26 protein-coding genes are annotated in these 20,813 nt (G+C 63.5%); 21 read left to right on the forward strand and 5 right to left on the reverse strand.

Translation table 11 applies throughout. The features are described from left to right. The first annotated feature begins 298 nt into the window (after positions 1–298). The 3 genes from IVB29_RS21200 (at position 299) to IVB29_RS21210 (ending at position 4,426) form a co-directional block, all read left to right on the forward strand. On the forward strand, positions 299–790 hold the full coding sequence (locus tag IVB29_RS21200; RefSeq protein ID WP_247505330.1) for a (2Fe-2S)-binding protein: 492 nt from the start codon (positions 299–301) through the stop codon (positions 788–790). After that, complete coding sequence (locus IVB29_RS21205) at positions 787–3,069, forward strand: molybdopterin cofactor-binding domain-containing protein (RefSeq protein WP_247505331.1); 2,283 nt, start codon at positions 787–789, stop codon at positions 3,067–3,069. Before IVB29_RS21200 ends, IVB29_RS21205 begins: the two co-directional genes overlap by 4 nt. Positions 3,070–3,331: 262 nt before the next feature. After that, positions 3,332–4,426, forward strand: coding sequence for an HD domain-containing phosphohydrolase (locus IVB29_RS21210; RefSeq protein WP_247505332.1), 1,095 nt, complete (start codon positions 3,332–3,334; stop codon positions 4,424–4,426). 158 nt (positions 4,427–4,584) lie between these two features. Here the strand turns inward: IVB29_RS21210 and IVB29_RS21215 are convergent, their stop codons facing one another. Next, positions 4,585–6,165, reverse strand: coding sequence for an AMP-binding protein (locus IVB29_RS21215; protein WP_247505333.1), 1,581 nt, complete (start codon positions 6,163–6,165; stop codon positions 4,585–4,587). Positions 6,166–6,296: 131 nt separating this feature from the next. Continuing rightward, positions 6,297–6,716: a VOC family protein gene (locus IVB29_RS21220; RefSeq protein WP_247505334.1), complete on the reverse strand. Its 420-nt coding sequence runs from the start codon at positions 6,714–6,716 to the stop codon at positions 6,297–6,299. A 123-nt stretch (positions 6,717–6,839) separates the two neighbouring features. Here IVB29_RS21220 and IVB29_RS21225 point away from each other — a divergent pair, with 123 nt between their 5' ends. From IVB29_RS21225 to IVB29_RS21245, 5 genes are all read left to right on the forward strand, one after another. After that, positions 6,840–7,814: a tripartite tricarboxylate transporter substrate binding protein gene (locus tag IVB29_RS21225; RefSeq protein WP_247505335.1), complete on the forward strand. Its 975-nt coding sequence runs from the start codon at positions 6,840–6,842 to the stop codon at positions 7,812–7,814. Between the two features lie 149 nt (positions 7,815–7,963). Continuing rightward, entirely contained in the window at positions 7,964–8,242 is a 279-nt protein-coding gene (locus tag IVB29_RS21230) for a DUF3551 domain-containing protein (RefSeq protein WP_247505336.1), read from the forward strand. Between the two features lie 50 nt (positions 8,243–8,292). Next, positions 8,293–8,853 (forward strand): helix-turn-helix transcriptional regulator, encoded by a 561-nt coding sequence (locus IVB29_RS21235; RefSeq protein WP_247505337.1) that lies wholly within the window; start codon positions 8,293–8,295, stop codon positions 8,851–8,853. Further along, positions 8,853–9,197 carry an SRPBCC domain-containing protein gene (locus IVB29_RS21240; RefSeq protein WP_247505338.1) on the forward strand — a complete coding sequence of 115 codons (345 nt, stop codon included), beginning with the start codon at positions 8,853–8,855 and terminating at the stop codon, positions 9,195–9,197. Before IVB29_RS21235 ends, IVB29_RS21240 begins: the two co-directional genes overlap by 1 nt. 16 nt (positions 9,198–9,213) lie before the next feature. Next, positions 9,214–9,957 (forward strand): thioredoxin family protein, encoded by a 744-nt coding sequence (locus IVB29_RS21245; RefSeq protein WP_247505339.1) that lies wholly within the window; start codon positions 9,214–9,216, stop codon positions 9,955–9,957. A 93-nt stretch (positions 9,958–10,050) separates the two neighbouring features. On the opposite strand, the gene IVB29_RS21250 is transcribed toward IVB29_RS21245, so the two are convergent. Further along, on the reverse strand, positions 10,051–11,295 hold the full coding sequence (locus IVB29_RS21250) for a serine protease (protein WP_247505340.1): 1,245 nt from the start codon (positions 11,293–11,295) through the stop codon (positions 10,051–10,053). Between the two features lie 198 nt (positions 11,296–11,493). On the opposite strand from IVB29_RS21250, the gene IVB29_RS21255 reads away from it, so the two are divergent. The 5 genes from IVB29_RS21255 (at position 11,494) to IVB29_RS21275 (ending at position 14,461) form a co-directional block, all read left to right on the forward strand. Beyond that, a complete protein-coding gene (locus IVB29_RS21255) occupies positions 11,494–12,111 on the forward strand; it encodes a hypothetical protein (RefSeq protein ID WP_247505341.1) in 618 nt (205 codons plus the stop codon). After that, positions 12,098–12,472 carry a transcriptional regulator gene (locus tag IVB29_RS21260; protein ID WP_247505342.1) on the forward strand — a complete coding sequence of 125 codons (375 nt, stop codon included), beginning with the start codon at positions 12,098–12,100 and terminating at the stop codon, positions 12,470–12,472. Before IVB29_RS21255 ends, IVB29_RS21260 begins: the two co-directional genes overlap by 14 nt. Before the next feature lie 31 nt (positions 12,473–12,503). Next, positions 12,504–13,244 carry a di-trans,poly-cis-decaprenylcistransferase gene (locus IVB29_RS21265; protein WP_247505343.1) on the forward strand — a complete coding sequence of 247 codons (741 nt, stop codon included), beginning with the start codon at positions 12,504–12,506 and terminating at the stop codon, positions 13,242–13,244. A gap of 121 nt (positions 13,245–13,365) precedes the next feature. Further along, entirely contained in the window at positions 13,366–13,890 is a 525-nt protein-coding gene (locus IVB29_RS21270; RefSeq protein WP_247505344.1) for a GNAT family N-acetyltransferase, read from the forward strand. An 82-nt stretch (positions 13,891–13,972) separates the two neighbouring features. After that, entirely contained in the window at positions 13,973–14,461 is a 489-nt protein-coding gene (locus tag IVB29_RS21275) for a cyclic nucleotide-binding domain-containing protein (RefSeq protein ID WP_247505345.1), read from the forward strand. On the opposite strand, the gene IVB29_RS21280 is transcribed toward IVB29_RS21275, so the two are convergent. Next, a complete protein-coding gene (locus IVB29_RS21280; protein WP_247505346.1) occupies positions 14,400–15,227 on the reverse strand; it encodes a metallophosphoesterase family protein in 828 nt (275 codons plus the stop codon). The two genes, IVB29_RS21275 and IVB29_RS21280, sit on opposite strands and share 62 nt — an antisense overlap. Positions 15,228–15,434: 207 nt before the next feature. Between IVB29_RS21280 and IVB29_RS21285 the strand changes: the two genes are divergently transcribed. From IVB29_RS21285 to IVB29_RS21320, 8 genes are all read left to right on the forward strand, one after another. After that, positions 15,435–16,124 (forward strand): DNA-3-methyladenine glycosylase I, encoded by a 690-nt coding sequence (locus tag IVB29_RS21285; RefSeq protein ID WP_247505347.1) that lies wholly within the window; start codon positions 15,435–15,437, stop codon positions 16,122–16,124. Positions 16,125–16,149: 25 nt separating this feature from the next. Next, positions 16,150–16,443 carry a DUF1330 domain-containing protein gene (locus tag IVB29_RS21290; protein ID WP_247505348.1) on the forward strand — a complete coding sequence of 98 codons (294 nt, stop codon included), beginning with the start codon at positions 16,150–16,152 and terminating at the stop codon, positions 16,441–16,443. Between the two features lie 204 nt (positions 16,444–16,647). After that, positions 16,648–16,941, forward strand: coding sequence for a hypothetical protein (locus IVB29_RS21295; RefSeq protein WP_247505349.1), 294 nt, complete (start codon positions 16,648–16,650; stop codon positions 16,939–16,941). 244 nt (positions 16,942–17,185) lie between these two features. Beyond that, positions 17,186–17,413: a DUF3551 domain-containing protein gene (locus IVB29_RS21300; protein ID WP_247505350.1), complete on the forward strand. Its 228-nt coding sequence runs from the start codon at positions 17,186–17,188 to the stop codon at positions 17,411–17,413. 116 nt (positions 17,414–17,529) lie between these two features. Further along, the gene (locus tag IVB29_RS21305; RefSeq protein ID WP_247505561.1) at positions 17,530–17,757 is read left to right on the forward strand and encodes a YMGG-like glycine zipper-containing protein; all 228 of its coding nucleotides are present in this window, start codon (positions 17,530–17,532) and stop codon (positions 17,755–17,757) included. A gap of 76 nt (positions 17,758–17,833) precedes the next feature. Continuing rightward, positions 17,834–18,217: an SHOCT domain-containing protein gene (locus IVB29_RS21310; protein WP_247505351.1), complete on the forward strand. Its 384-nt coding sequence runs from the start codon at positions 17,834–17,836 to the stop codon at positions 18,215–18,217. Between the two features lie 195 nt (positions 18,218–18,412). Continuing rightward, positions 18,413–18,667, forward strand: a complete 255-nt coding sequence (locus IVB29_RS21315) for a hypothetical protein (RefSeq protein WP_247505352.1) — start codon at positions 18,413–18,415, stop codon at positions 18,665–18,667. Positions 18,668–19,008: 341 nt separating this feature from the next. Further along, a complete protein-coding gene (locus IVB29_RS21320) occupies positions 19,009–19,473 on the forward strand; it encodes a universal stress protein (protein ID WP_247505353.1) in 465 nt (154 codons plus the stop codon). A 215-nt stretch (positions 19,474–19,688) separates the two neighbouring features. Here IVB29_RS21320 and dinB read toward each other — a convergent pair whose 3' ends face one another. Next, positions 19,689–20,789: a DNA polymerase IV gene (gene dinB / locus IVB29_RS21325; protein ID WP_247505354.1), complete on the reverse strand. Its 1,101-nt coding sequence runs from the start codon at positions 20,787–20,789 to the stop codon at positions 19,689–19,691. Positions 20,790–20,813 lie beyond the last annotated feature (24 nt).

The raw sequence follows: 20,813 nt of genomic DNA on the forward strand, positions 1-20,813 counted from the left end.
AGCACCTACGTCGGTGGTTGCATCTTAGCTCGCAGGGTTACTCGGAGGAAACCGTCGCGAACGCGATGGCATGCATGCTTGACGCATTGTCTGTTGCGTCCAGTCGCTGCATCGGTGCCGATGTCGCAACGCACAACACTGAGCCGCCGCGATAGTTTCGATCGATTCCAAATTGCATTTGCCTCCACGCGCGAACGCGATCATTCTTGCGATCAAGGCGGCCGCCGGCCCGGTGGGCGTCCGCCACACAAGTGTTGCCGCCGTAAGCGGCTTCATGCACCGGCAGGGGAAGACGCCTATGCCAACGCTCACCATCAACGGGCGGAGCATGCCCGTGGATGCGGCAAACGACACGCCGCTCCTTTGGGCTATCCGCGAACAATTGCAGATGACCGGCACAAAATTCGGCTGCGGTGCCGGGTTGTGCGGTGCCTGCACCGTGCACGTCAACGGCGAAGCCGTGCGCTCGTGCCAGACCCTGGTCGGCGACGTCGCCGGCAAGAAGATCACCACCATCGAAGGCCTCGCCCCCAAGGGCGACCATCCGCTTCAGAAGGCGTGGATTGCCGAGCAGGTGCCGCAATGCGGCTACTGCCAGTCCGGACAGATCATGCAGGCGGCCTCGCTGCTTGCGAAGAACGCCAATCCGACCAAGGAAGAGGTCGTGGCGCATATGGACGGAAATCTCTGCCGTTGCATGACCTATTCGCGGATCCAGAAGGCGATCATGCGCGCCGCCACCGAGATGCGCACCGCATCCGCCGCCGGCAACGAGCGGAGGCCCACATGAATCAGCACATGAAGACCATCACCCCTGAGGCGACCGATCTCAGCCGCCGCTCCTTCCTCGTCGGCACCGCCGCGACCGGCCTCGTGCTCGGCTATGCCGGCGTGCCCGGCATCGGTGAGGCGCTTGCCGCGCCGTCGAATTTCGAGCCGAGCGTCTGGTATGCGATCGCGCCCGATGGTCTGGTCACCGTGACCTGCGGCAAGGCCGACATGGGCCAGCACATCGCCTCCACCATGGCGCAGATCGTCTGCGAGGAGCTGGGCGCGAAGTGGAGCGACATGCGGGTCAATCTCGCCTCGAACGATCCAAAATTCAACGACCCCGTGCTGGGGGCGCAGATCACTGGCGGCAGCTGGTCGACCATGATGAATTTTGACGCCATGAGCCGCGCCGGCGCGGCCGGACGGATGGCGTTGACAGAAGGTGCTGCTGCCGCGATGGGCGTGCCGGCGTCGGATCTCGTGGTGCGCGATTCCATGATCGTGCATCCGAAGTCGAAGAAGCAGATGTCGTTCGCTGATGTCGTCAAGAGCGGCAAGGCAACCAAAACCTTCACGCCTGATGAGCTCAAGGCGATCAAGCTGAAGACGCCGGATCAGTACACCATGATCGGTGTATCGGTGCCGCAGCTCGACATCCCCTCCAAGACCAACGGCACGGCCAAATACGGCATCGACGTGATGATTCCGGGCATGGCCTATGGCGCGGTGGTGACGCCGCCGGTGCGCTTCGGCGCCACGGTGAAATCGGTCGACGACAGCGCTGCGAAGAAGGTGCCGGGCTTCATCAAGGCCGTCACCCTCGACGACAAGACCCAGACGACGTCGGGTTGGGTCGTTGCGGTCGCCAGCACCTATGCCAACGCCAAGAAAGCGGCCGAAGCGCTGAAGATCGCCTATGACGGTGGCCCGAATGCGAAGGTGTCGAGCCAGTCGCTGCTCGATGAAGCCAGGCGGCTTCAGAAACTCGACGATTCCGGGCAGTTCTTCGTCAAGGACGGCGATCCCGCGGCGGCACTCGGCACGGCGGCCAAGGTGCTGGAGGCGGAGTACACCACCAGCATCAACATCCACGCGCCGATGGAGCCGATGAACGCCACTGCGGAGTTCAAGGGCGACATCCTGCACATCTATTCCGGCAACCAGTTCGCAACCCGCTCCGGCGCGATTGCGGCGGGCGCGGCTGGGATCGATCCGAAGTTCGTGGTGATGCACCAGATGTGGCTCGGCGGCGGCTTTGGCCGCAGGCTGGATGCCGACATGATGGTGCCGGCGGTGCAGGCGGCGAAGGCGATCGGCAAGCCGGTGAAGGTGATCTACACGCGCGAGAACGACATGACGATGGATTTCTCGCGTCCGCTGACCTACCAGAAAGTGAAAGCCGGTGTTGATGGCGACGGCAAGCTCGTCGCGCTCAGCCACGACGTGGTCTCGGCCTGGCCGACCCAGCGCTGGGGAATCCCCGATTTCCTGACGCCCTCGGTCGACAAGAAGGGGCCGCTGGATTCGTTCACGGTGAACGGATCGGACTTCTTCTACACCGTGCCCAACCATTATGTGCGGGCGATCAAGAACGAGATGGCGCACAACGCCACCCCGTCGGGTCAGCTTCGTTCAGTGGCGCCGGGTTGGACGTTCTGGGCGGTCGAGAGCATGATCGACGAGATCGCGGCTGCGACCGGCAAGGATCCGGCGCAATACCGCATCTCGCTGCTCGACGGCGCCGGCAAGAACGACGGTGGCGCGCAGCGGCTGCGCAACACGCTGCTCGCCGCGATGGGCCTTGCCGGCTACGGCACCAAGAAGCTGCCGAAAGGCGAGGGCATGGGCGTGGCCTGCGTGTCGTCGCAGGAACGCGCGACCGCAAGCTGGACGGCCTGCGTCGCGCATGTCGCCGTGGCGCCGTCGGGCGAAGTGACCGTGAAGAAGCTCACGGTCGCAACCGATGTCGGCACGCAGGTGCATCCCGACAACATCCGTGCCCAGGTCGAGGGTGCGGCGATGTGGGGCCTGTCGCTGGCGATGTACGAAAAGGCGACGCTGAAGGACGGTGGCATCGAGCAGACCAATTTCGACAGCTACACGCCCTTGCGCATGAGCCAGGTGCCCGAGGTCGCAATCGCCGTGATCGCCAATGGCGAAAAGGCCACCGGCGTCGGCGAGCCCGCGGTGACCGTCATCGCCCCGGCGATCGGCAACGCCATCTTCAACGCCTCAGGGGCCCGCGTCCGGGCGCTGCCGATCACGGCGGAAGCCGTGAAGGGCTCGATGAAGGCGTAAGGCGGTCCAGGGCTGCTTGAGACAATCCGCCGGAGGGCAACCTCCGGCGGATTTTTTCGTTCCGAAAAACGCAGTCTTTTCAATGGTATGTCTACTGTGCATGGGGTTGTTTCCGCCATTTTGCTGTTCCCGTCACGGAACCCGAATTCCGTAAAATTGCGTGCAATTCCCAAAGCTTCCATTGAGCACGCCTCTTAAGGGCGAGAGAACCTGATCCGGCTTAGGCTGATGCCAAATCCCGTCCCGTGCTTTTGGGGAAGCCATGAACGCGCCAGCCAAATCCGCCGCCAAACGCCGGCTTTTGCTCGCCTCCGACCGGAGCGACGAGAGCAACGAACTCGCCAGCATCTTGAAGGCGGTCGGCGATGTCTCGACGGTGACGACACGGGAGATTCCCGAGCAGCCCTCGCGCGATCTCTCCGGTCTCGTCGTCGACATCAATCTGCGCGCGCCCGAGAGCGTGCAGCGCGTACGCAACAAGTTGCGCGGCGATGCCTATCGCACGATGCCGCGGCTGTTCGTGCTCGCCGATGCCCTGCATCACGGCACCATGCAGGCCTGGGCGCTGGGCGCCACCGACACGATCTCGCGCCCGCTCCAGCCTGAGGACATCCTCCAGCGTATCCGCGCCGCGTTCCCGGACACCACGACCTATGACGCGACCGATCGCGGCAAGACGCTCAACCGCGGCGTCGAGGCGGCGCATGCGGTGCTGAAGAAGATGTTCGAGAAGCTGCCGCTCGGCGTACCGTTGACCTTTGACGACGTCATCGCCGCCGAGAGCAAGATCTTGAAGGCGATCAAGCACTCCTCGCTGCGCGAATGGCTGACCACGGTCGGCTGCCACCATGCCGGCAGCTATCGTCACTGCCTGTTCGTCACCGGCTTTGCCGTCTCCTTTGCGCAGCATCTCGGCATGCGCGAGGACGACCAGCGCCGCCTGACCCGCGCCGCGCTGCTGCACGACGTCGGCAAGGCCTTCGTTCCCTCCGTGCTGCTCGACAAGCCCGGCAAGCTCACCGACGAGGAGATGGCCGAGGTCCGCCAGCATCCACGCCGCGGCTATGACGCGCTCGCAGCCCAGGGCGGCTTCCCGCCGGAGATGCTCGACGTCGTGCTGCATCACCACGAATTCCTCGACGGCAGCGGCTATCCGAACGGGCTCTCGTCGAACCAGATCAGCGACATCGTGCGTCTGACGACGATCGTCGACATCTACGCCGCCCTGGTGGAGAAGCGCGCCTATCGCATGCCCTTCACCCACACGCGCGCCTTCACGATGATGGAAGGCATGGGCAGCAAGCTGGATCAGCAGCTGTTGCAGGCGTTCCGCCCGGTGGCGCTGGGATCGTTCTAGGCGAGATGCCGTAGGGTGGGTTAGCCTCGCGGCTGCGCGAAGCGCGGGCGCTGGGCGTAACCCACCATCCCTCCACGCTTGCCGAACGAAGTTGGTGGGTTACGCCGAGCATATGCGCTTCGCGCATATGCAGGGCTAACCCAACCTACGGCACCGCCTCACCCCAGCATCTTCCTTAACTCCGCCTTCGCCACCTTCTCCAGCGTCGAGCGCGGCATGTCGTCGACGAGCCTGATCTCGCGAGGCACCTTGAAGTCGGCGAGGCCCTTGCGACAGGCGGCCATTACGCTGTCGTGCAGACCGGCGGCAGCGCCCGCGACGCCGCCATGCGGGATGATGAAGACGACCGGCACCTCGTCCAGCATCGGATGTTTCTTGGCGACCACCGCCGCTTCGCGCACGCCGGGCACGACGGCGACGACTTGCTCGATCTCGGACGCCGCGACGTTCTCGCCGCCGACCTTCAGCATGTCCTTGGCGCGGTCGCCGAACCTGATGAAGCCGTCTGTCAGACGCTCGACGCGGTCGCCGGTGAGAAAGAAGCCGTGCTCGTCAAAGCTTTCGCGCGTCGCCGTCTCGTTGTGCAGATATTCGGCGAACAGCGACAGGCCGGGGATGCCCTTGATCGAGAGATTGCCGGTGTCGCCGATTTCGGTCGGCCGTCCGTCATCGTCGGTGATGCGGATCTGATATTCGGGAGCGGCGCGGCCGATCGACATCGGGATGTTGGGCTGATCGACCTCGCCGACGATGCCGTGGGTGATGGTCTCGGTCATGCCCCACCAGCCGATCATCTTGATGCCGAACGCGGCAAAGGCCGGCGGCTCGTTGATCGCGGTGCCCCAGAGGCGGAATTTGTGGTCCTTCGGGACCTCCTGCTCGAGCAGCGCCTTCATGCAGAACGGGATCGTCGAGGTCCAGGTCGAACCGTGCTCGCGCGCCACGCCCCAGAACCGGCTGGCGGAGAAGCGCGGCTGGATCACGCAGGTCGCGCCGACCCACAGCGACGCCAGCATCGAATAGGCCAGCGCATTGGTGTGGAACAGCGGCAGATAGGTCTGGTGTACGTCGCTGGCGTGCAGGTCTTCATGCGCGGCATTGATCTTGGCGCCCCACAGCGCGTTGGCGTGGGTCCAGAGCACCGCCTTCGGCCGCGCTGTCGTGCCTGACGTGTACTGTACGCTGCACGGTGCCAGCGGATCGGGCGCGCGCTTGGGACGGTCCGCGCCGTCGACGAACAGCGCCTCGAAACTGTCGCCGCGTGAAACCGCCTGCTGAGGCGCCGTACCTGCATCATGCGACGTCACCGCCATCCAGCGGATGTTGCGGCAGCTTTGGGCGACGATCTCCGCATAGGCCGGCTGTGTGATCGCAGCGATGGCGCCGCAATGATCGGCAAAATACGCGATCTCGGCCGGCGCCGAGCGCGTGTTGGTCGTAACCGCGATGGCGCCGAGCTCGACGCAGGCGAACCAGGCCAGCAACGCCTCGATGCAATTGTCGAGATGGATGAGCAGATATTCGCCGGGCTTGACGCCGCGTTTGGCGAGCCCTGCCGCGAGCGCGCCGACCCGATCGTGAAACTCGCCATAGCTCCAGCGCCGCGCCGGCGCATCGAACGGCGCCCAGATCAGGAACGGATGTGAGCCGCGCACCTCGGCGCGCATCCTCAAGAGCCAGGGCACGTCGAGCCCGTCGAACGGGCCCACGACTCCGGCTGTGGTCTGTTTGATGGCCATGCGTCCTCCCAAGCAGCCTGCATCTTGATGGCGGCCGCTATTTGATTATTGCGTCTTGCCGCTCTCTCCTCCGTCATTGCTTCGTCGCAAGGGATCCTCGCAATGACGGTGCGTGGGGCCGGCCGCCAGCCCTACCGGCCGCCATCCATGTACGACGAAATCTCGATCAAGCTCCCATCCGGATCCCGGCAATAGACCGAGCGCAGCGTGCCGCGGGCGCCCTGCTTGGCAACCGGGCCTTCCTCGATCGCGACGCCATGTGCCTTCAAATGCGCCACCACCTCGTCGGGCGCGGCGGAGGTCAGGAAGCACAGATCCTCGCTGCCGGCGGTCTGGTGGTCCGCGGTGAACCATTCCACCTTGTCGGCATCGCGCGGCCGGACGTTGATCTTCTGGTTACCGAATTGAAGAGAAGTCCGCGGCGCTTTGCCGCCGCCGGGGTCGAACACCTTGACTTCCATGCCCAGGATCTTGCGATACCACTCTGTGGTGACAGCGACCTCGGCGACGTTGATCACGAGATGATCGAGAGCTTCGACCCTGACCGGCATGCCTTATCCTTTCGTCATGGTGCGCCGCACGCACTTTCCGCCTGCGGCAAGCTTTGTTACAACCGCGCCGCCGACTCCTTCAAGATATCCGCTTTCAAGAACAACACTGGGAGAACCCTTGAGATGATCACTCGCCGTTCCGCGCTGGGCCTGCTTGCCGCCAGTCCGCTTGCAGCCAGCCCGCTGTCGAAAGCCTTTGCCGCCGACTATCCGTCCCGGCCGGTGAAGTTCGTGGTCGGCTATCCGCCGGGCGGCGCCACCGACATCCTGGCGCGGCTGATCGGCCAGCGGCTTTCGGAACGGCTCGGCCAGCAATTCGTGGTCGAGAACAAACCAGGCGCCGGCAACAACATCGGCACCGAATCCGTCGTCAACGCCGAGCCCGACGGCTACACCGTGTTGCTGGTCAATCCGGCCAACTACATCAACTCCACGCTCTACACGAACCTCAAGTTCAACTTCGTGCGCGACATCGCACCGATTGCCGGGTTCCAGCGCGTGCCGAACGTGATGACCGTGAACAAGGACGTGCCGGCCAAGACCGTCGCCGAGTTCATCGACTATGTGAAGGCCAATCCCGGCAAGGTGAACATGGCTTCCTCCGGCAACGGCACCTCGGTGCATTTGTCCGGCGAGATGTTCATGGCGATGACCGGCTGCAAGATGCAGCACGTGCCCTATCGCGGCGCCGCGCTCGCGATCACCGACATGCTCGGCGGTCAGGTGCAGGTGATCTTCGACAACATGCCCTCGATCATCCAGCACATCCGCTCCGACTCGCTGCGCGCGCTCGGCGTCACCACGGCGCAGCGTTCGGCGCAGCTCCCTGACGTGCCCGCGATCGGCGAGACCGTGAAGGACTACGAGGCGAGCGCGCTGTTCGGCATGGGCGCACCGAAGAACATGCCCAAGGACATGATCGCCAAGCTCAACAATGAGATCAACGCGCTCATGAAGGAACCCGACATGACCAAGCGCCTGGTCGAGCTCGGCGGCGATCCGCTGGTGCTGACGCCCGAGGCGTTCGGCAAGGAGGTCGAAGCCGAGACCGCGAAGTGGAAGAAGGTCGTCGAGTTCGCCGGCCTGAAGGTCGAGTAGCGATCTTGTGATTGCGAGGAATGGAGCCCTGCCGTTCGGCAGGGCTTTTTTCTTGCGTGGTCTGTCCCGTCGATCTGGAATAAAACGGCGCGGCGAAACCTGATGATAGATGACGCGTATCTCGTGCCGTGAACAGAGGAGTTGGGATCATGCGCAAGACGCAATTGGCACTGCTGACGCTGGGCGCGACGGTCCTTGCAGGCGTTCTCACCACGACACCGGCCGCGGCGCGCAACTATCCCTGGTGCGCCCAGGGCGGCGAATACGACTATCCCGGCGAATGCGCCTACAGCACCTATGAGCAATGCCAGGCGAGCGTCTCCGGCCGGCTGCTCTACTGCGGACCCAATCCGCTTGTCGCCTATGGGCAGGCGGCGCAGCCTCAGCCGCAACCACGCCGGCGCCCGCGCCACGTCGCGCCGTACTAGCGGCGCGCCTTCGGCGCTCCGACGATCGGCCTTGTCCCGATCGCGTCGTCGTGCAGGCTCGTGAACTCGGGTTCCTGCTTGACGCGACGTCGTTCACGCCTATACTAAACCATATGGTTAAGTATCAGGATCAGACCCTCGACCGAACCTTTGCGGCGCTCTCCGATCCGACGCGGCGTGCACTTCTCGCGCGCCTGGGCGAGCAGGCCGGCCTGTCGGTGAGCGAGCTGGCCGCACCGTTTCCGGTCTCGCTGCCGGCGATCATGAAGCATCTCGATGTGCTCACGGATGCCGGCCTGATCATGCGGGAGAAGACCGGGCGCACGGTGGCTTGCCGGCTCACCGCGCAGCCGATGCAACAGGCGGCGGGCTGGCTCAATCGCTACGCGCAGTTCTGGTCCGACAATCTCGATCGTCTTGCCGCGTTCGTGGAGGAAGAGACATGGCCAACGCAGCCGTCAACGCCGACCCCCGTACAGCCGACCCGCCAAGCCTTGAACGTCCGAGCCTTGAACGTCCAAGCCTTGAATGTCCAAGCCTTACACTCACGCGCCGGCTCCGCGCGCGGCCGGAAAAAGTCTACGCCGCCTGGACGCAAGCCGCGCAGCTGATGCAATGGTTCGGGCCGCCGAACATAAAGCCGGCGACGCTGAATGCGGAGCTCGACGTCCGCCCCGGCGGCCGTTATCGCATCAGCTTCACCCGCGATGACGGCGAATATTTCGAGGCGGGAGGCACCTATCGCGAGGTGGTGCCGAACGAGCTTCTGGTGTTCACCTGGGCCTGGCACTCGACGCCGGAGCGCGAGTCGCTGGTGACGATCACGCTGAAACCGGACAGCGACGGCACGCTGATGATCTTTCATCATGCCCAGTTCTTCGACGAGACCGCGCGCGACAACCACCAGCGCGGGTGGAGCTCGTTCCTCGACAAGCTCGATGCCTACGTCGCCTGACACCATGGAGGACACCATGCAGCAACATCAGATTGCCTCGCGCGAGCAATGGATCGCGGCCCGCAAAATCCATCTGGCGCATGAGAAGGAACTGAGCCAGGCACGTGAGCGCCTCGCCGAAGAACGCCGCGCATTGCCCTGGGTCAAGGTCGAGAAGGCCTATGTGTTCGAGGGACCAAACGGCCAGGTGACGCTCGGCGACCTCTTTAACGGCCGTCCGCAGCTCGTGATTCAGCACGTGATGTTCGCACCCGATTGGGAGGCCGCCTGCAAGAGCTGCTCGTTCTGGGCCGACGGTCTTGATCGCATGGCGCCGCACCTCGCCGCGCGCGACACGGCGATGGTTGCGGTCTCGCTGGCGCCGGTCGCAAAGCTCGAGGCTTTCAAGCAGCGGATGGGCTGGAGTTTTGACTGGGTTTCCTCGGGCGGCAACGACTTCAACCACGACTACGAGGTCTCGTTTACCCGCGAAGAGATCGACAAGGGCGTGCCGAAATACAATTTCGGCACCACGCCGTTCTACGGCCCGGAGCTACCCGGCATCAGCGTGTTCTTCCGCAACGAGGCGGGCGAGATTTTTCACACCTATTCGTGCTTTGCCCGCGGCCTCGACATGATGAACGCCGCCTATCAATATCTCGACCTCACGCCGCTCGGCCGTCACGAGCAGGGCCTGCCCTATCCGATGGACTGGGTCCGCCTGCGCGACCAGTACGAGCCGCAGGCGGCGAAGGGGGCGTGCTGCCAATCTCACCCTTAACTGTCATCGCCCGCGAAGGCGGGCGATCCAATATGCCGAGACAGCGGTGATTGAATCGAGGGACCGCGGCGATGATTAATGCGGCAGCTTACCTCACCGCTTCGCGTCCGCCTGCTCGGTGGCGTTGCACGAGATCAGCATCGTATAGGGCCGCGCGTTGCCGGCGATGTCGGTGGTCTTGAGCTCGGCCTTCGGCTCCGCGGTCTGGTAAGGCACCACGGAATTGTCGAGGAAGTCGCGCAGCGCGCCGGTCTTGATCGCGAAGTTGATGTTTTCAGGGATGTCGCCGGTCGCAGCGGCGATGCGCAGTGCGGGGATCTTCGCGGTTACCACGCCCACGATCTGCCCGGTGGTGTCGAACAGCGGGCCGCCGCTATTGCCGGGCTGCACCGGCGCGCTGATTTGCAGGAAACGCGTGTCGTTGCGCATGCCGCTGAGCGAGCTCGCGATACCGGTCGTCACGGTGAAATCCGACGTGAGCAAGCCATGGAAAGGAAAGCCGATGACGATGACGGAATCGCCGGAGCGGATCGAGCGGTCGCGGATCCGTGCAAAGTCCTTGAATGCCATCGTCGACGGTGCCTGCAACAGAGCGAGATCGTTGTTCGCATCGCTCGACACGACACGCAGCACCATCGAGGCCTCGCCGGTGAGATTGCCCTTGATGTCGCCGACGCAGCCGTCGATCACGTGGTTGTTGGTGACGATGTGGCCGTTCGCGCTGACCACGAAGCCGGTGCCGGTCTTGGCCAGGGTCGCTTTGCCGCGGGCCGGTGGCGCCTGCTTGTCCGGCGCCGCCTGCGGCTTGGCAGCGATCTTGGTGAAGTCGCCGGCCTTGCCCAGCCCGTCGGCCTTCACCCTGGTCACGCAATTGGCCAATGCCGCGATCACGGGCCCGGTCGAGGTCAGGTCGAAGTTCAGGACGGTGCGGCCGCTCGTCGCGACCATGAGGCTTGCCTTCTGAAACGTGCGCACGACATTTGCCGGCATGACGGATGTGAGCATGTTCGGCTGATTGGCCGTGGCGAACAATCTCGCCTGCTCCCGCCCGTCGAAGATGACGTCGATCGCGGCGTTCTCGCCCTGCTTGAACTGGTAGCTGGGGCTCGCAAAGCTCAGGATCCATGAGCCGGCCGTGTTCTGGCCAATGACCAGAATGACGCCATTGGCGTAGGGTGCGGTTGCCGCGCAATGCGAGAAGGCACCCGTCTCGTCATTGCTGAACGCACCGCCGACCCAGTTGCCGACGTTGACGGAGCCGAACGGCCCCTTCGCATGCGCGATTCCGGCGATGCCGACCTGCAAAAGAGACGCAACGACAAATGACTTAAACCACATACTTCCCCCCGGAACGTATCTGCGTCCATCTTATCCGCGGGAGGAGGCGCGGCGCAACCGGCAGTTGTTCCTGCGGGGCGGCCTTGCAGCGGCGACAATCGGCCTTGCCTTTACTTTGCGATGCGATATACTTTGCAATACAAAGTAACGGGTGGACAATCCCGGACAATTGGGCGGAGCGGGGCTTTGGCGTTGCCGATGCGCGATCTCGACAAGGCACTGGCGGACATCGGGGCGATCCGCAGCCAGATTGCGGCCGGCACGGCCTTCCGCGGCTACGGCCCGGCGACCATGGCTGCGACCGGCGCCGTTGCGCTTCTCACCGCGATCCTGCAATTCTGGCTGCTCGGCGATGCGACCAGCGCGCCGCTCGGCTTCTTCTTCGGCTGGCTGATCGCTGCCACGCTTTCAGGCCTGATCATCGGCATCGAGATGCGCGCGCGTTCGCGCCGTCATCATTCGGGGCTGGCCGATGCCATGATCCACCAGGCGGTCGAGCAGTTCCTGCCTGCCGGCGTGGCCGGTGTGCTGCTTGCGGTGGTGATGTGGAAGTTCGCCAGCGAGACGCTGTGGCTGCTGCCGGGCCTGTGGCAGATCCTGGTGTCGCTCGGCATCTTCGCCTCTGTCCGTTCGCTGCCGCGCACCGTCGCACTCGCCGGCGCCTGGTATTTCGTTTCCGGCTTCGCGGTCGTGGTGCTCGCGAGCCAGACCCACACGCTATCGCCATGGACCATGGGGCTGCCTTTCGTGATCGGGCAGTCGGTGATGGCGGGCATTCTCTTTTTCGCGTCCGGAGACAATGATGTCGAAGACTGACAACGCGCCGTTCTCATATGAAGGGCTCGACCGCGTCATCCACGAGAAGGCGAGGCTCGGGCTTCTGACCTCGCTGATGGCGCATCCCAAGGGTCTTGCGTTTGCCGATCTCAAGCAGCTCTGCGGCCTCACCGACGGCAATCTCAGCCGGCATCTCGCCGTGCTCCAGGAAGCCGGGCTCGTCGAGGTGACCAAGGGTTATGAGGGCAACCGCCCGCACACCACCTGCCGCCTGACCAAGGCCGGCCGCCGCCGCTTCCTCGACTATCTCGCCGTGCTCGAGCGCCTGGTGCGCGACGCTGCGAAAGCCGCCGGCCGCGAGGCGCCATCGCTCGGACGCCTCGGCATCATCTCGACCTGATCCTCCCCTTTTTTTGACCGGAGACTTTGCAATGCAAAGTAACGTCACGTCCCACAACGAGAAGCTTCATGTCGGCATCATCATGGACGGCAACGGCAGATGGGCGACGCGACGCGGCCTGTCGCGCGTGCGCGGCCACGAGGCCGGGGTCGAGGCTATCCGCCGCATCGTCGAGGCGGCGCCCAAGCAAGGCATAGGCACGCTGACGCTTTACGCCTTCTCCACCGACAATTGGCGCCGGCCGAAAGCCGAGGTCGCTGCGCTGATGACCCTCTTGCGCTTCTATCTCGCCAACGAGGTGCAGAGCCTCGTCAAGAACGGCGTGCGTCTCACCGTGATCGGTCGCCGCGACCGGCTGCCTGACGGCATCGCCAATGCGATCGCGCGGGCCGAACAGGCCACCGCCCACGGCAGCACGCTTCATTTGCGGATCGCCGTCGACTATTCCGCGCGCGATGCCATCCTCAACGCCGCGGCGAAAGCGGCGGCGCTGACGAGCCTTACCCGCGAAGCCTTCTCACAGCTCGTCACCGGTGAGGCCGGCCTGCGCGACGTCGATCTCATCATCCGCACCTCCGGCGAGAAGCGGCTGTCGGACTTCCTGCTCTGGGAAGGCGCCTATGCCGAGCTGCACTTCACCGAGCGGATGTGGCCCGAATTCGAAGCGAGCGATCTCGCTGCGGCTCTCGCCTCCTTCCATGGCCGCGAGCGTCGCTTCGGCGGCCTTCAGGCGATCATGCCGGAGGAAGTGCCGTCACTCTCCCGCGTGTGACGCAACGCACAGGAAAACGCGCTGTTCGTTTTCAGCCGCATGATTGGCAGCGATGTCCAAGCCGCCGGCGTGCGGTCTCGGTTAGGTGTGCGGTCTACGCAACCTGCCGAGGGCGTCACGCATGTCACAGCTATCTCTGGATGCCGTTGTCGAGCCGAACGAGACCAAAGGCATTGTCTGCATCAGGGCGGCCGATGCCTGCGATGTGGAGAGCCTCTCGATCTATTTCACCGGCCTTTCCACGACGACACGCAACAAGCGCTTCATGGGCGCACGGGCGGACGTCGCGATAGTCGCGGCCGAATGCGTCGCCAAAGCCAGCCATCCCGATCACTTCACCTTGCTCGCCGAGCTGAGGCAGGAGGGGCGCGGCATGATCATCGGCGAGACGCTCTATGCCTATGATGCGGCGGCCGGGCATGGCGAGTTCGCGATCTCAGTCGCCGATGCATTTCAGCGCACGGGTCTCGGCTTGCAGATGATGACCGCGATGGAGAGGCGCGCGAGCGACCTCGGGCACGAGATGATCGCAGCCGAGACCGCGCGGGCAAATGCCGAAATGCGCGGCCTCGCGAAGAAGGCGGGGTTTTGCGATACCGGCCTCGACTGGCAATCAGTTCACCTCGCAAAACGGTTATCGCGCTAGCCACACGCGCCTTGATTTGCCGCGTGGCACGGATCGTGCTCTAGTATCGCCAGGATTTCCCCAGCAATGGGAGCTTTCGGCGATGCGCGCAGTTCTGGATCATTGCACCGGCGGCACGGAGCGGCAGGTTGCGGCCGGCACGCTCGTCGTCAGCGAAGGCGGCACCAGCAGCGGCCACCTCTACGTGCTCATCGAGGGCAAGCTCGAAGTGCTCAAGAGCGACACGGTGGTCGCCACCATCGCCGAGCCCGGCGCCGTGTTCGGCGAGATGTCCGTGCTGCTCGGTCTGCCGCATACGGCAACGGTACGGGCCAGCGCGCATTCGGTTATCTATGAGTTCGAGGACGCGGCGTCGTTCCTCATCCAGCGGCCGGAGGTCGCGCTGCTGCTGGCGCGTACACTGGCGCAGCGGCTCAACGTCGCCAACACCTATCTGGCCGATCTCAAGCGGCAATATGCCGGCCACGGCACGCATCTGGCCATGGTTGGCGAGGTGCTCCAGAGCATGATCAACCTGCCGCCGCTCGAGGTCTCGCCAGGCTCGGATCGGCAATCCGACCCAAGGATGTGAGCCAGTCCGGCGGCTCCTCGATGGTGGCAGCCGGCCGTTTCAGCGGCGCGTCGAGGTCGACCCACTGCGCTTCGCCCGCCGCGAGCCAGAATGCCTTGTTGGCATCGAGATCCAGCACGATGTGCGTCGGCGGCCGGCCCGGTTGCAGGCCGGCGTTGAACACCCAGGTGTGACCCAGCCGGTCGAACCACGAACCGTCGGGGATGAAGGGTGACTGGTGCACATGGCCCGAGATCACCATCGACGGCTGATACTGCATGATCCACTGCACCAGCTCGACGTCGCCGAAGAAGCGCTTGCCGCCCCAGCTGGTCGGCGAGTTCGCCGGCGGCGCATGATGCGCCCAGATCCAGCGCTTGGGGCGATTGGCGCCGGCGTCACGCAGCTGCTCGACGATGCGCTGCTTGACCAGCGGCCCGTCCCACCATGGGCACACCGTGAACAGCGTGTCGCCGAGCGTGAGATTGTCGCCATCGCAGGCGATGCCGAGCTCTCGCACCTCCGAGATCCAGCGCGAGATCTTTTCGCCCTCCGCATTGCGCTCGTCGAGATCGTGATTGCCGGAGCAGAGGATCACGCGGGTCTGCGCCGTGAGCAGCGCGAGATATTTCTTCACCACCACGATCTGCGCGCGAAAATCTACCATCGAGCCGATGTCGAGCGCATCGCCGGCAAAGATCACGAGGTCGAACTGAGGCGCCGCGCTGACCAGCCAGTCGAGCTGCGGCAGCGAATAGTGCAGGTCGGCCACGACCAGGCAGCGCATTGAATATCCGTTCGCGGGAGATCAAAATGTCGGGGAATTCCAGGATGTTATAAAGCAAGAAGCAGACCAGAGGAGGCTGTCTCTTTCCGCAAGCTCAATAGACGGCAGCATGCTGCGGCGCGCATGAGCGCGCAAGGGACCTGATATCGCAGGGCTGGACCGGATCGTCGAATTCTGTTGTCGTGGCCGCCTCAACGCGGTGACCGCATGACTTCCTTCAAGACGATTCGCGCCCGCGCCGAGAAACGCAAGGGCGGCCCCAAGGCGCTCGAAAAGCTGATGCCCGACGAGCCCGATTTGAAGGCTCTCGCAAAACTCGGCGACGACCGCATCCTCGCCGAGATGACCAGACGGGTATTTTGCGCGGGCTTTGCCTGGAGTGTGATCGATTCGAAATGGGACAGCTTCGAAGACGCGTTCCTGCACTTCCAGCCGGCCAAGCTCACCTTCCAGCCCGAGGACTATTGGGAGGGCCTGTTGCGCGATGCGCGCATCGTGCGCAACGGCGCCAAGATCATGTCGGTGCGCGAGAACGCCGCCTTCGTGCAGGAGATCGCCAAAGAACATGGCAGCTTCGGCAAGTTTCTGGCGAAGTGGCCGCCGTCCAACGAGATCGGCCTGCTCGACCTCCTCACCAAGCGCGGCAGCCGGCTCGGGGGCAACACCGGCCAGATGCTGCTGCGCTTCGTTGGCTGGGATGGTTTTGTCACCTCCAAGGACGTGGTCGCGTCCTTGCGCGAGGCCGGCCTCGATATCGCCGAAGAGGTGAAGTCGAAGGGCGATCTCGCCAAAGTGCAGGCGCAGTTCAATGCCTGGGCTGAGGAGAGTGGTCTGTCCTACACATATATGTCACGCATCTGCGCGCTCTCGGTCGGCGAGAACCGCAGCAAGCATTAGGTCAAGAAAAACCAGGAGAAACAAAATGGCCAAGGCCTATTGGGTTGCCACCTACCGCGCGATCAAGAACCCCGACGCCATGGCGGCCTATGCCAAGGTGTCGCGCCAGGCCATCGAAACGGCGGGTGGCCGCGTGATCGCGCGCGGGATGCCGGCTGCTGCCTTCGAGCATGGCATGATGGAACGCGTCGTCCTCATCGAGTTCGACAGCGTCGCGAGCGCCTTGGCGGCGTATGAAAGCCCGGCCTACAAGGCAGCTCACGATCTGCTCGGCGACGGCGCCGACCGCGACATCCGCATCGTCGAAGCCGTCAATTAACGCTGCGGCGCCCGTAATCGTGGACATCGTGTGGCGATCCCGTGCCATGAGCGCGGCGGTCGCCGCGCGCGATCACGAAATACATTTTTCCGGAACATTTGTGCGCAGCACCCGTTCGGGAGTTTGAGCCAGGCGACGCAGGCGCAGGGAACGCCCGCTCTGGTCAACTCAATGAAACCCGACACGACAGAAACGGAGCAGCTCATGAAGCTCACTTCCGAACAGGTGAAGCAGACCGTCAACCAGCTCGGTGCCCAGGTCCTGCCCGACGAACATCCCGCCATGCCGCAGCTCAACAGTATGTTCGGCGAGCACACCTTCTTCGTCGACGAGATGGGCCTGAAGGTCCTCGAGCCCACGCCGTCGTTAGCGGCGGAACGCCAGACAGGCGAAGTCATCAGCCTCGCCGACTGGAGCGATGCCGATTTGACGCGCCTGATGGCGCATGAGCCCGAGCCGACCGGCGTGATCGTGGTGTTCGAACATGTGAGGCATTGACGTCGCTGGTCGTGATGGGAGTTCAGAGCGGCGGGGGAAATCCCCGCCGTGACGATTGTGAGGTGTGACTGCCGTCAATTGATACGGTTGACTTCAGGCAGCCCGAGCTTGAGATTTCGCCTTGGCGGGCGCGCTTTTCGCCCCGGTCGTATCAATAAACGCCCCAGCGTCCGGCAAGGGCTTTTACTGGCGGTAGAGCCCTCGCGTCGCGGGTATATATTCACCTCCATCCATGGAGGTCGAAATGCATCGCACAGTTCCGATGCTGGCATTGCTTGCCACCCTTATGTGCCTTGCCTGCTCGTCGCAGGCCCAGTCGGCCCAGACGGATCGATACTGCCTGCAAGGTCGCCGCTGGGGCTTTCCCGGCAATTGCCAGTTCGCCACCCGTCAACAATGCCTGGCCGCTGCTTCGGGCACGTCCGCCTCTTGCGGCCTCAATCCGCGCTACGCCGCGCCGCGGCGGCGCTGATCACCGCTCGAAGATGAGCCATTCGGCGCTACCGCACAGCAGAAGCGATCAATCGAGAAAGGCCCCCTCCGATGCGAAAGCTTGCACTCTTCGTTATTCTGCTCTCGCTCGCGGGAATGTTTCCTTCGAGCGAAACGTACGCTCAGAGTGCGCTTCGGGGTGCGGTCATCGGTGGTGCCATCGGCGGTCGTCGCGGCGCCGCCATAGGAGCTGCCGCCGGGGCCGTCGCCGGAGCCCACCGGCGGCATAACCATTGGCATCGATATTATTGGAGGAACGGCAGCTGCTGGCATCGCACGAATAGCGGAAGGTCGCACCGCGTGTCGCATCGCTACTGCCGTTAAGTGAGCGCGGAGACTGTCGCGCGGCAGGTCGGACGACGGGAAAGATCGAGAACGGAAACTCAACGAGGGGATCGCAATGTTCTTCGCTCAAGAAGGATTCACCTATCGAAATTTCCTGATGGACATGATTGCGATATTCGCATTCGTCGTCTGGTTCTGGCTGCTCATCGTCATCTATGGCGACCTGTTCAGGCGCCACGACATCTCCGGATGGGGCAAGGCGCTGTGGGTGCTCGCGCTGGTCCTGACCTCGTACCTCGGCATCTTCGCCTACCTGATCACCCAGGGGAGAGGCATGGCCGAACGTAACGCCGAGCAGGCGCAACGGGCGCGCGACGAATTGCGACACATCGTCGGCTTTAGTGTCGCAGACGAAATGGCCAAGCTCGATCAGCTGAAAAAGTCGGGATCCATAACCGATGCCGAGTACGGGCGGCTACGCACCAAGCTGGTCGCTTAGGACTTGAAGGTGAAGGTCTGCCTTCTCATCCTGAGTGCGTTCGCTGTGATGCTGTCCCTGATGCCTGCGCCGGCTAGCGCCCGCTCCGGGGTGGCAGTTGCCCTCTAACTTCCCTTCGGTCCGATCGGGCCCGCCGGGCCGGGCGGTCCTGCCGGACCCGCCGGTCCAGGAGGTCCGGGGAGGCCGCAATTTTGTATGACCACATCTCTCGTATCAGGTCCGGACGTGATCTTCACGATGCAGGTGGAGGGAAAGTCCGGTCCGATCCACCGAAACCCTCCGGTCGAAGTGCTCTCGACCTTCACGGTTTTGCTCGGGCTGATCTTGATCTCCACGCCGGGCTCGCGGGGCCGCCTGACGCGTCCGACGATGACCAACTCGCCCTGCGATATGGCGGCCGTCGTGATCAGTATTTCCGCATGTGCGCTTCCAGTGCACATCATCGCATAGGCAGTCATAAGAGCTGCGACGGTGCCGATAGGCTTCGCGAGCATCATCATTCTCCCCTGCTTGCAGGTCGCCTAACAAATCGCGTCTCGTGCCAAGTGTCGAGTCGTTGTTTGAAGCGAACGACCAAACGCGGTCGAGCCGATAGCTCTCAAATTGTAGATCAATTGTCGGAAACGAAGCGACGTCGCCAAGTCAGTTCAAATGGCAGTGAGCGCGCCGACAAAGCCTATCCGGCCCTATACGCGGGGCGACATAAAAGCCGATAGTTGGTCGACGACCATCGGGCCCTATAGGCCAGGGATCACTCGGAGAAAAAGTTCGACAAGCAGGGGAGGCCCCAAATGTACGCCAATATTCTCTTGAGCACAGATGGATCGGATGTCGCGAGGAAGGGCGTTGAGCATGGCATTGCTTTGGCAAAGGCCCTGAACGCCAAAGTGACGGTCATCACCGTAACGGAAGCGCTGCCGATCGACTATGGCGGCGGACACGATTCAGGATGGATTCCCTCGCAGCAGGAGATTGATAGCTTCGACGCAGCCTGCAAGGAAGGCGCGGGCAAAGTGCTCAATGAAGCTCGCGCAATGGCGGAGCGGATCGGCATATCTGCAGAACTCCTGCATGTTCCGAATGCGCATCCGGCCACTGCGATTATCGAAACAGCAAAATCCAGAGGCTGCGACTTGATCGTCATGGCCTCTCATGGGCGTCGCGGCCTCAGGAAGTTTTTTTTGGGGAGCCAAACATCGGAGGTCCTGGGGGACGGAAGCGTGCCGGTGCTGGTCGTCAGTGGCGGACACAAGTGATCGTGCAGGGTTTGGCAAAGCCGCTCCCGGAGTCGTTCAAGCCCCGATGTCATCGCGTAATCGGTCATCGATCTAACGCGCCTGATGGTCCATGAGCCGGAGCCGACCGGCGCGATCGTGGTGTTCGCGCATGTGAGGGATTGATTGGGCCCCACGGACCGACCTGCATCAGTAGCGGGTTTGAAAAATCCCGCCACTGTCGTTGCCGGCCTGGTTCAAATGCCGAAAGTCAGCTGCGGCTCCGCATCATCCCCGTCCTGAAGGGAAGACAGCGAGACCCCCAGCAGCCTGACGTGCTTGGGCAGCGGCATCTCGGCCTCGAGCAAGCCGCAGGCCAACCGTTCCAACTCGTCCCGGCCTGCAACGGGTGCGGTGCCGGATCTGCTGCGTGTGATGATCTCGAAGTCGGCGAATTTGATCTTCAGGGTGACGGTGCGGCCGCGGTTGCCGGTCGTCTCGCAATGGCGCCAGACCTTGTCGACGAGTGGCTTCAGCTCGGCGACCAGCGTGTCGAATTCGTCGAGGTCGGTCGAGAACGTGGTCTCCGCGCCGATGGATTTGCGGATGCGGTTGGCCCGGACCGGCCGCTCGTCGACACCACGTGAAATCCAGTAGTAATAGGCGCCGGACTTGCCGAAATTCGCATTCATGAACTCCAGCGTCTGGTTGCGGATGTCGAGGCCGGTGAACAGGCCGAGCGCATTCATCTTCGCACTCGTCGCAGGGCCTATCCCATGGAACTTTCCGACGGGCAGCGTCTCGACGAAGGCGGGTCCCATCTCCGGCGAGATTACGAATTGGCCGTTGGGCTTGCGATGATCGGAGGCGAGTTTTGCCAGAAACTTGTTGTAGGAAATGCCCGCGGAAGCGTTGAGGCCCGTCTCGGCCTTGATCCTCTCGCGGATCAGCAAGGCGACGTCCCGCGCCAGCGGGATGGCTTGCAAATTTTCCGTCACGTCGAGATAGGCTTCATCCAGCGATAACGGCTCGATGATGGGCGTGTGCTCGGCAAAGATCTCGCGGATCTGCCTGGAGATCGCCTTGTAGACCTCGAAGCGCGGCTTGACGAAGATCAGGTCGGGACATTGCCGCTTCGCCGTCACCGACGGCATCGCGGAGCGCACGCCGAACTTGCGGGCCTCGTAGCTGGCGGCGGCGACAACGCCGCGTTCCGCCGAGCCTCCGACCGCAACCGGCTTTCCGCGCAGCTCCGGATTGTCGCGCTGCTCCACCGACGCATAAAAGGCATCCATATCGATATGGATGATCTTGCGGACGGGCGAGGCGTCGCCGGTCACCGTGTCGGATTCGCTCATGGAAAGATGATACAATTGAGTGAT

Origin of the sequence: Bradyrhizobium sp. 1 (assembly GCF_023073315.1) — a bacterium.
Taxonomy (GTDB): domain Bacteria; phylum Pseudomonadota; class Alphaproteobacteria; order Rhizobiales; family Xanthobacteraceae; genus Bradyrhizobium.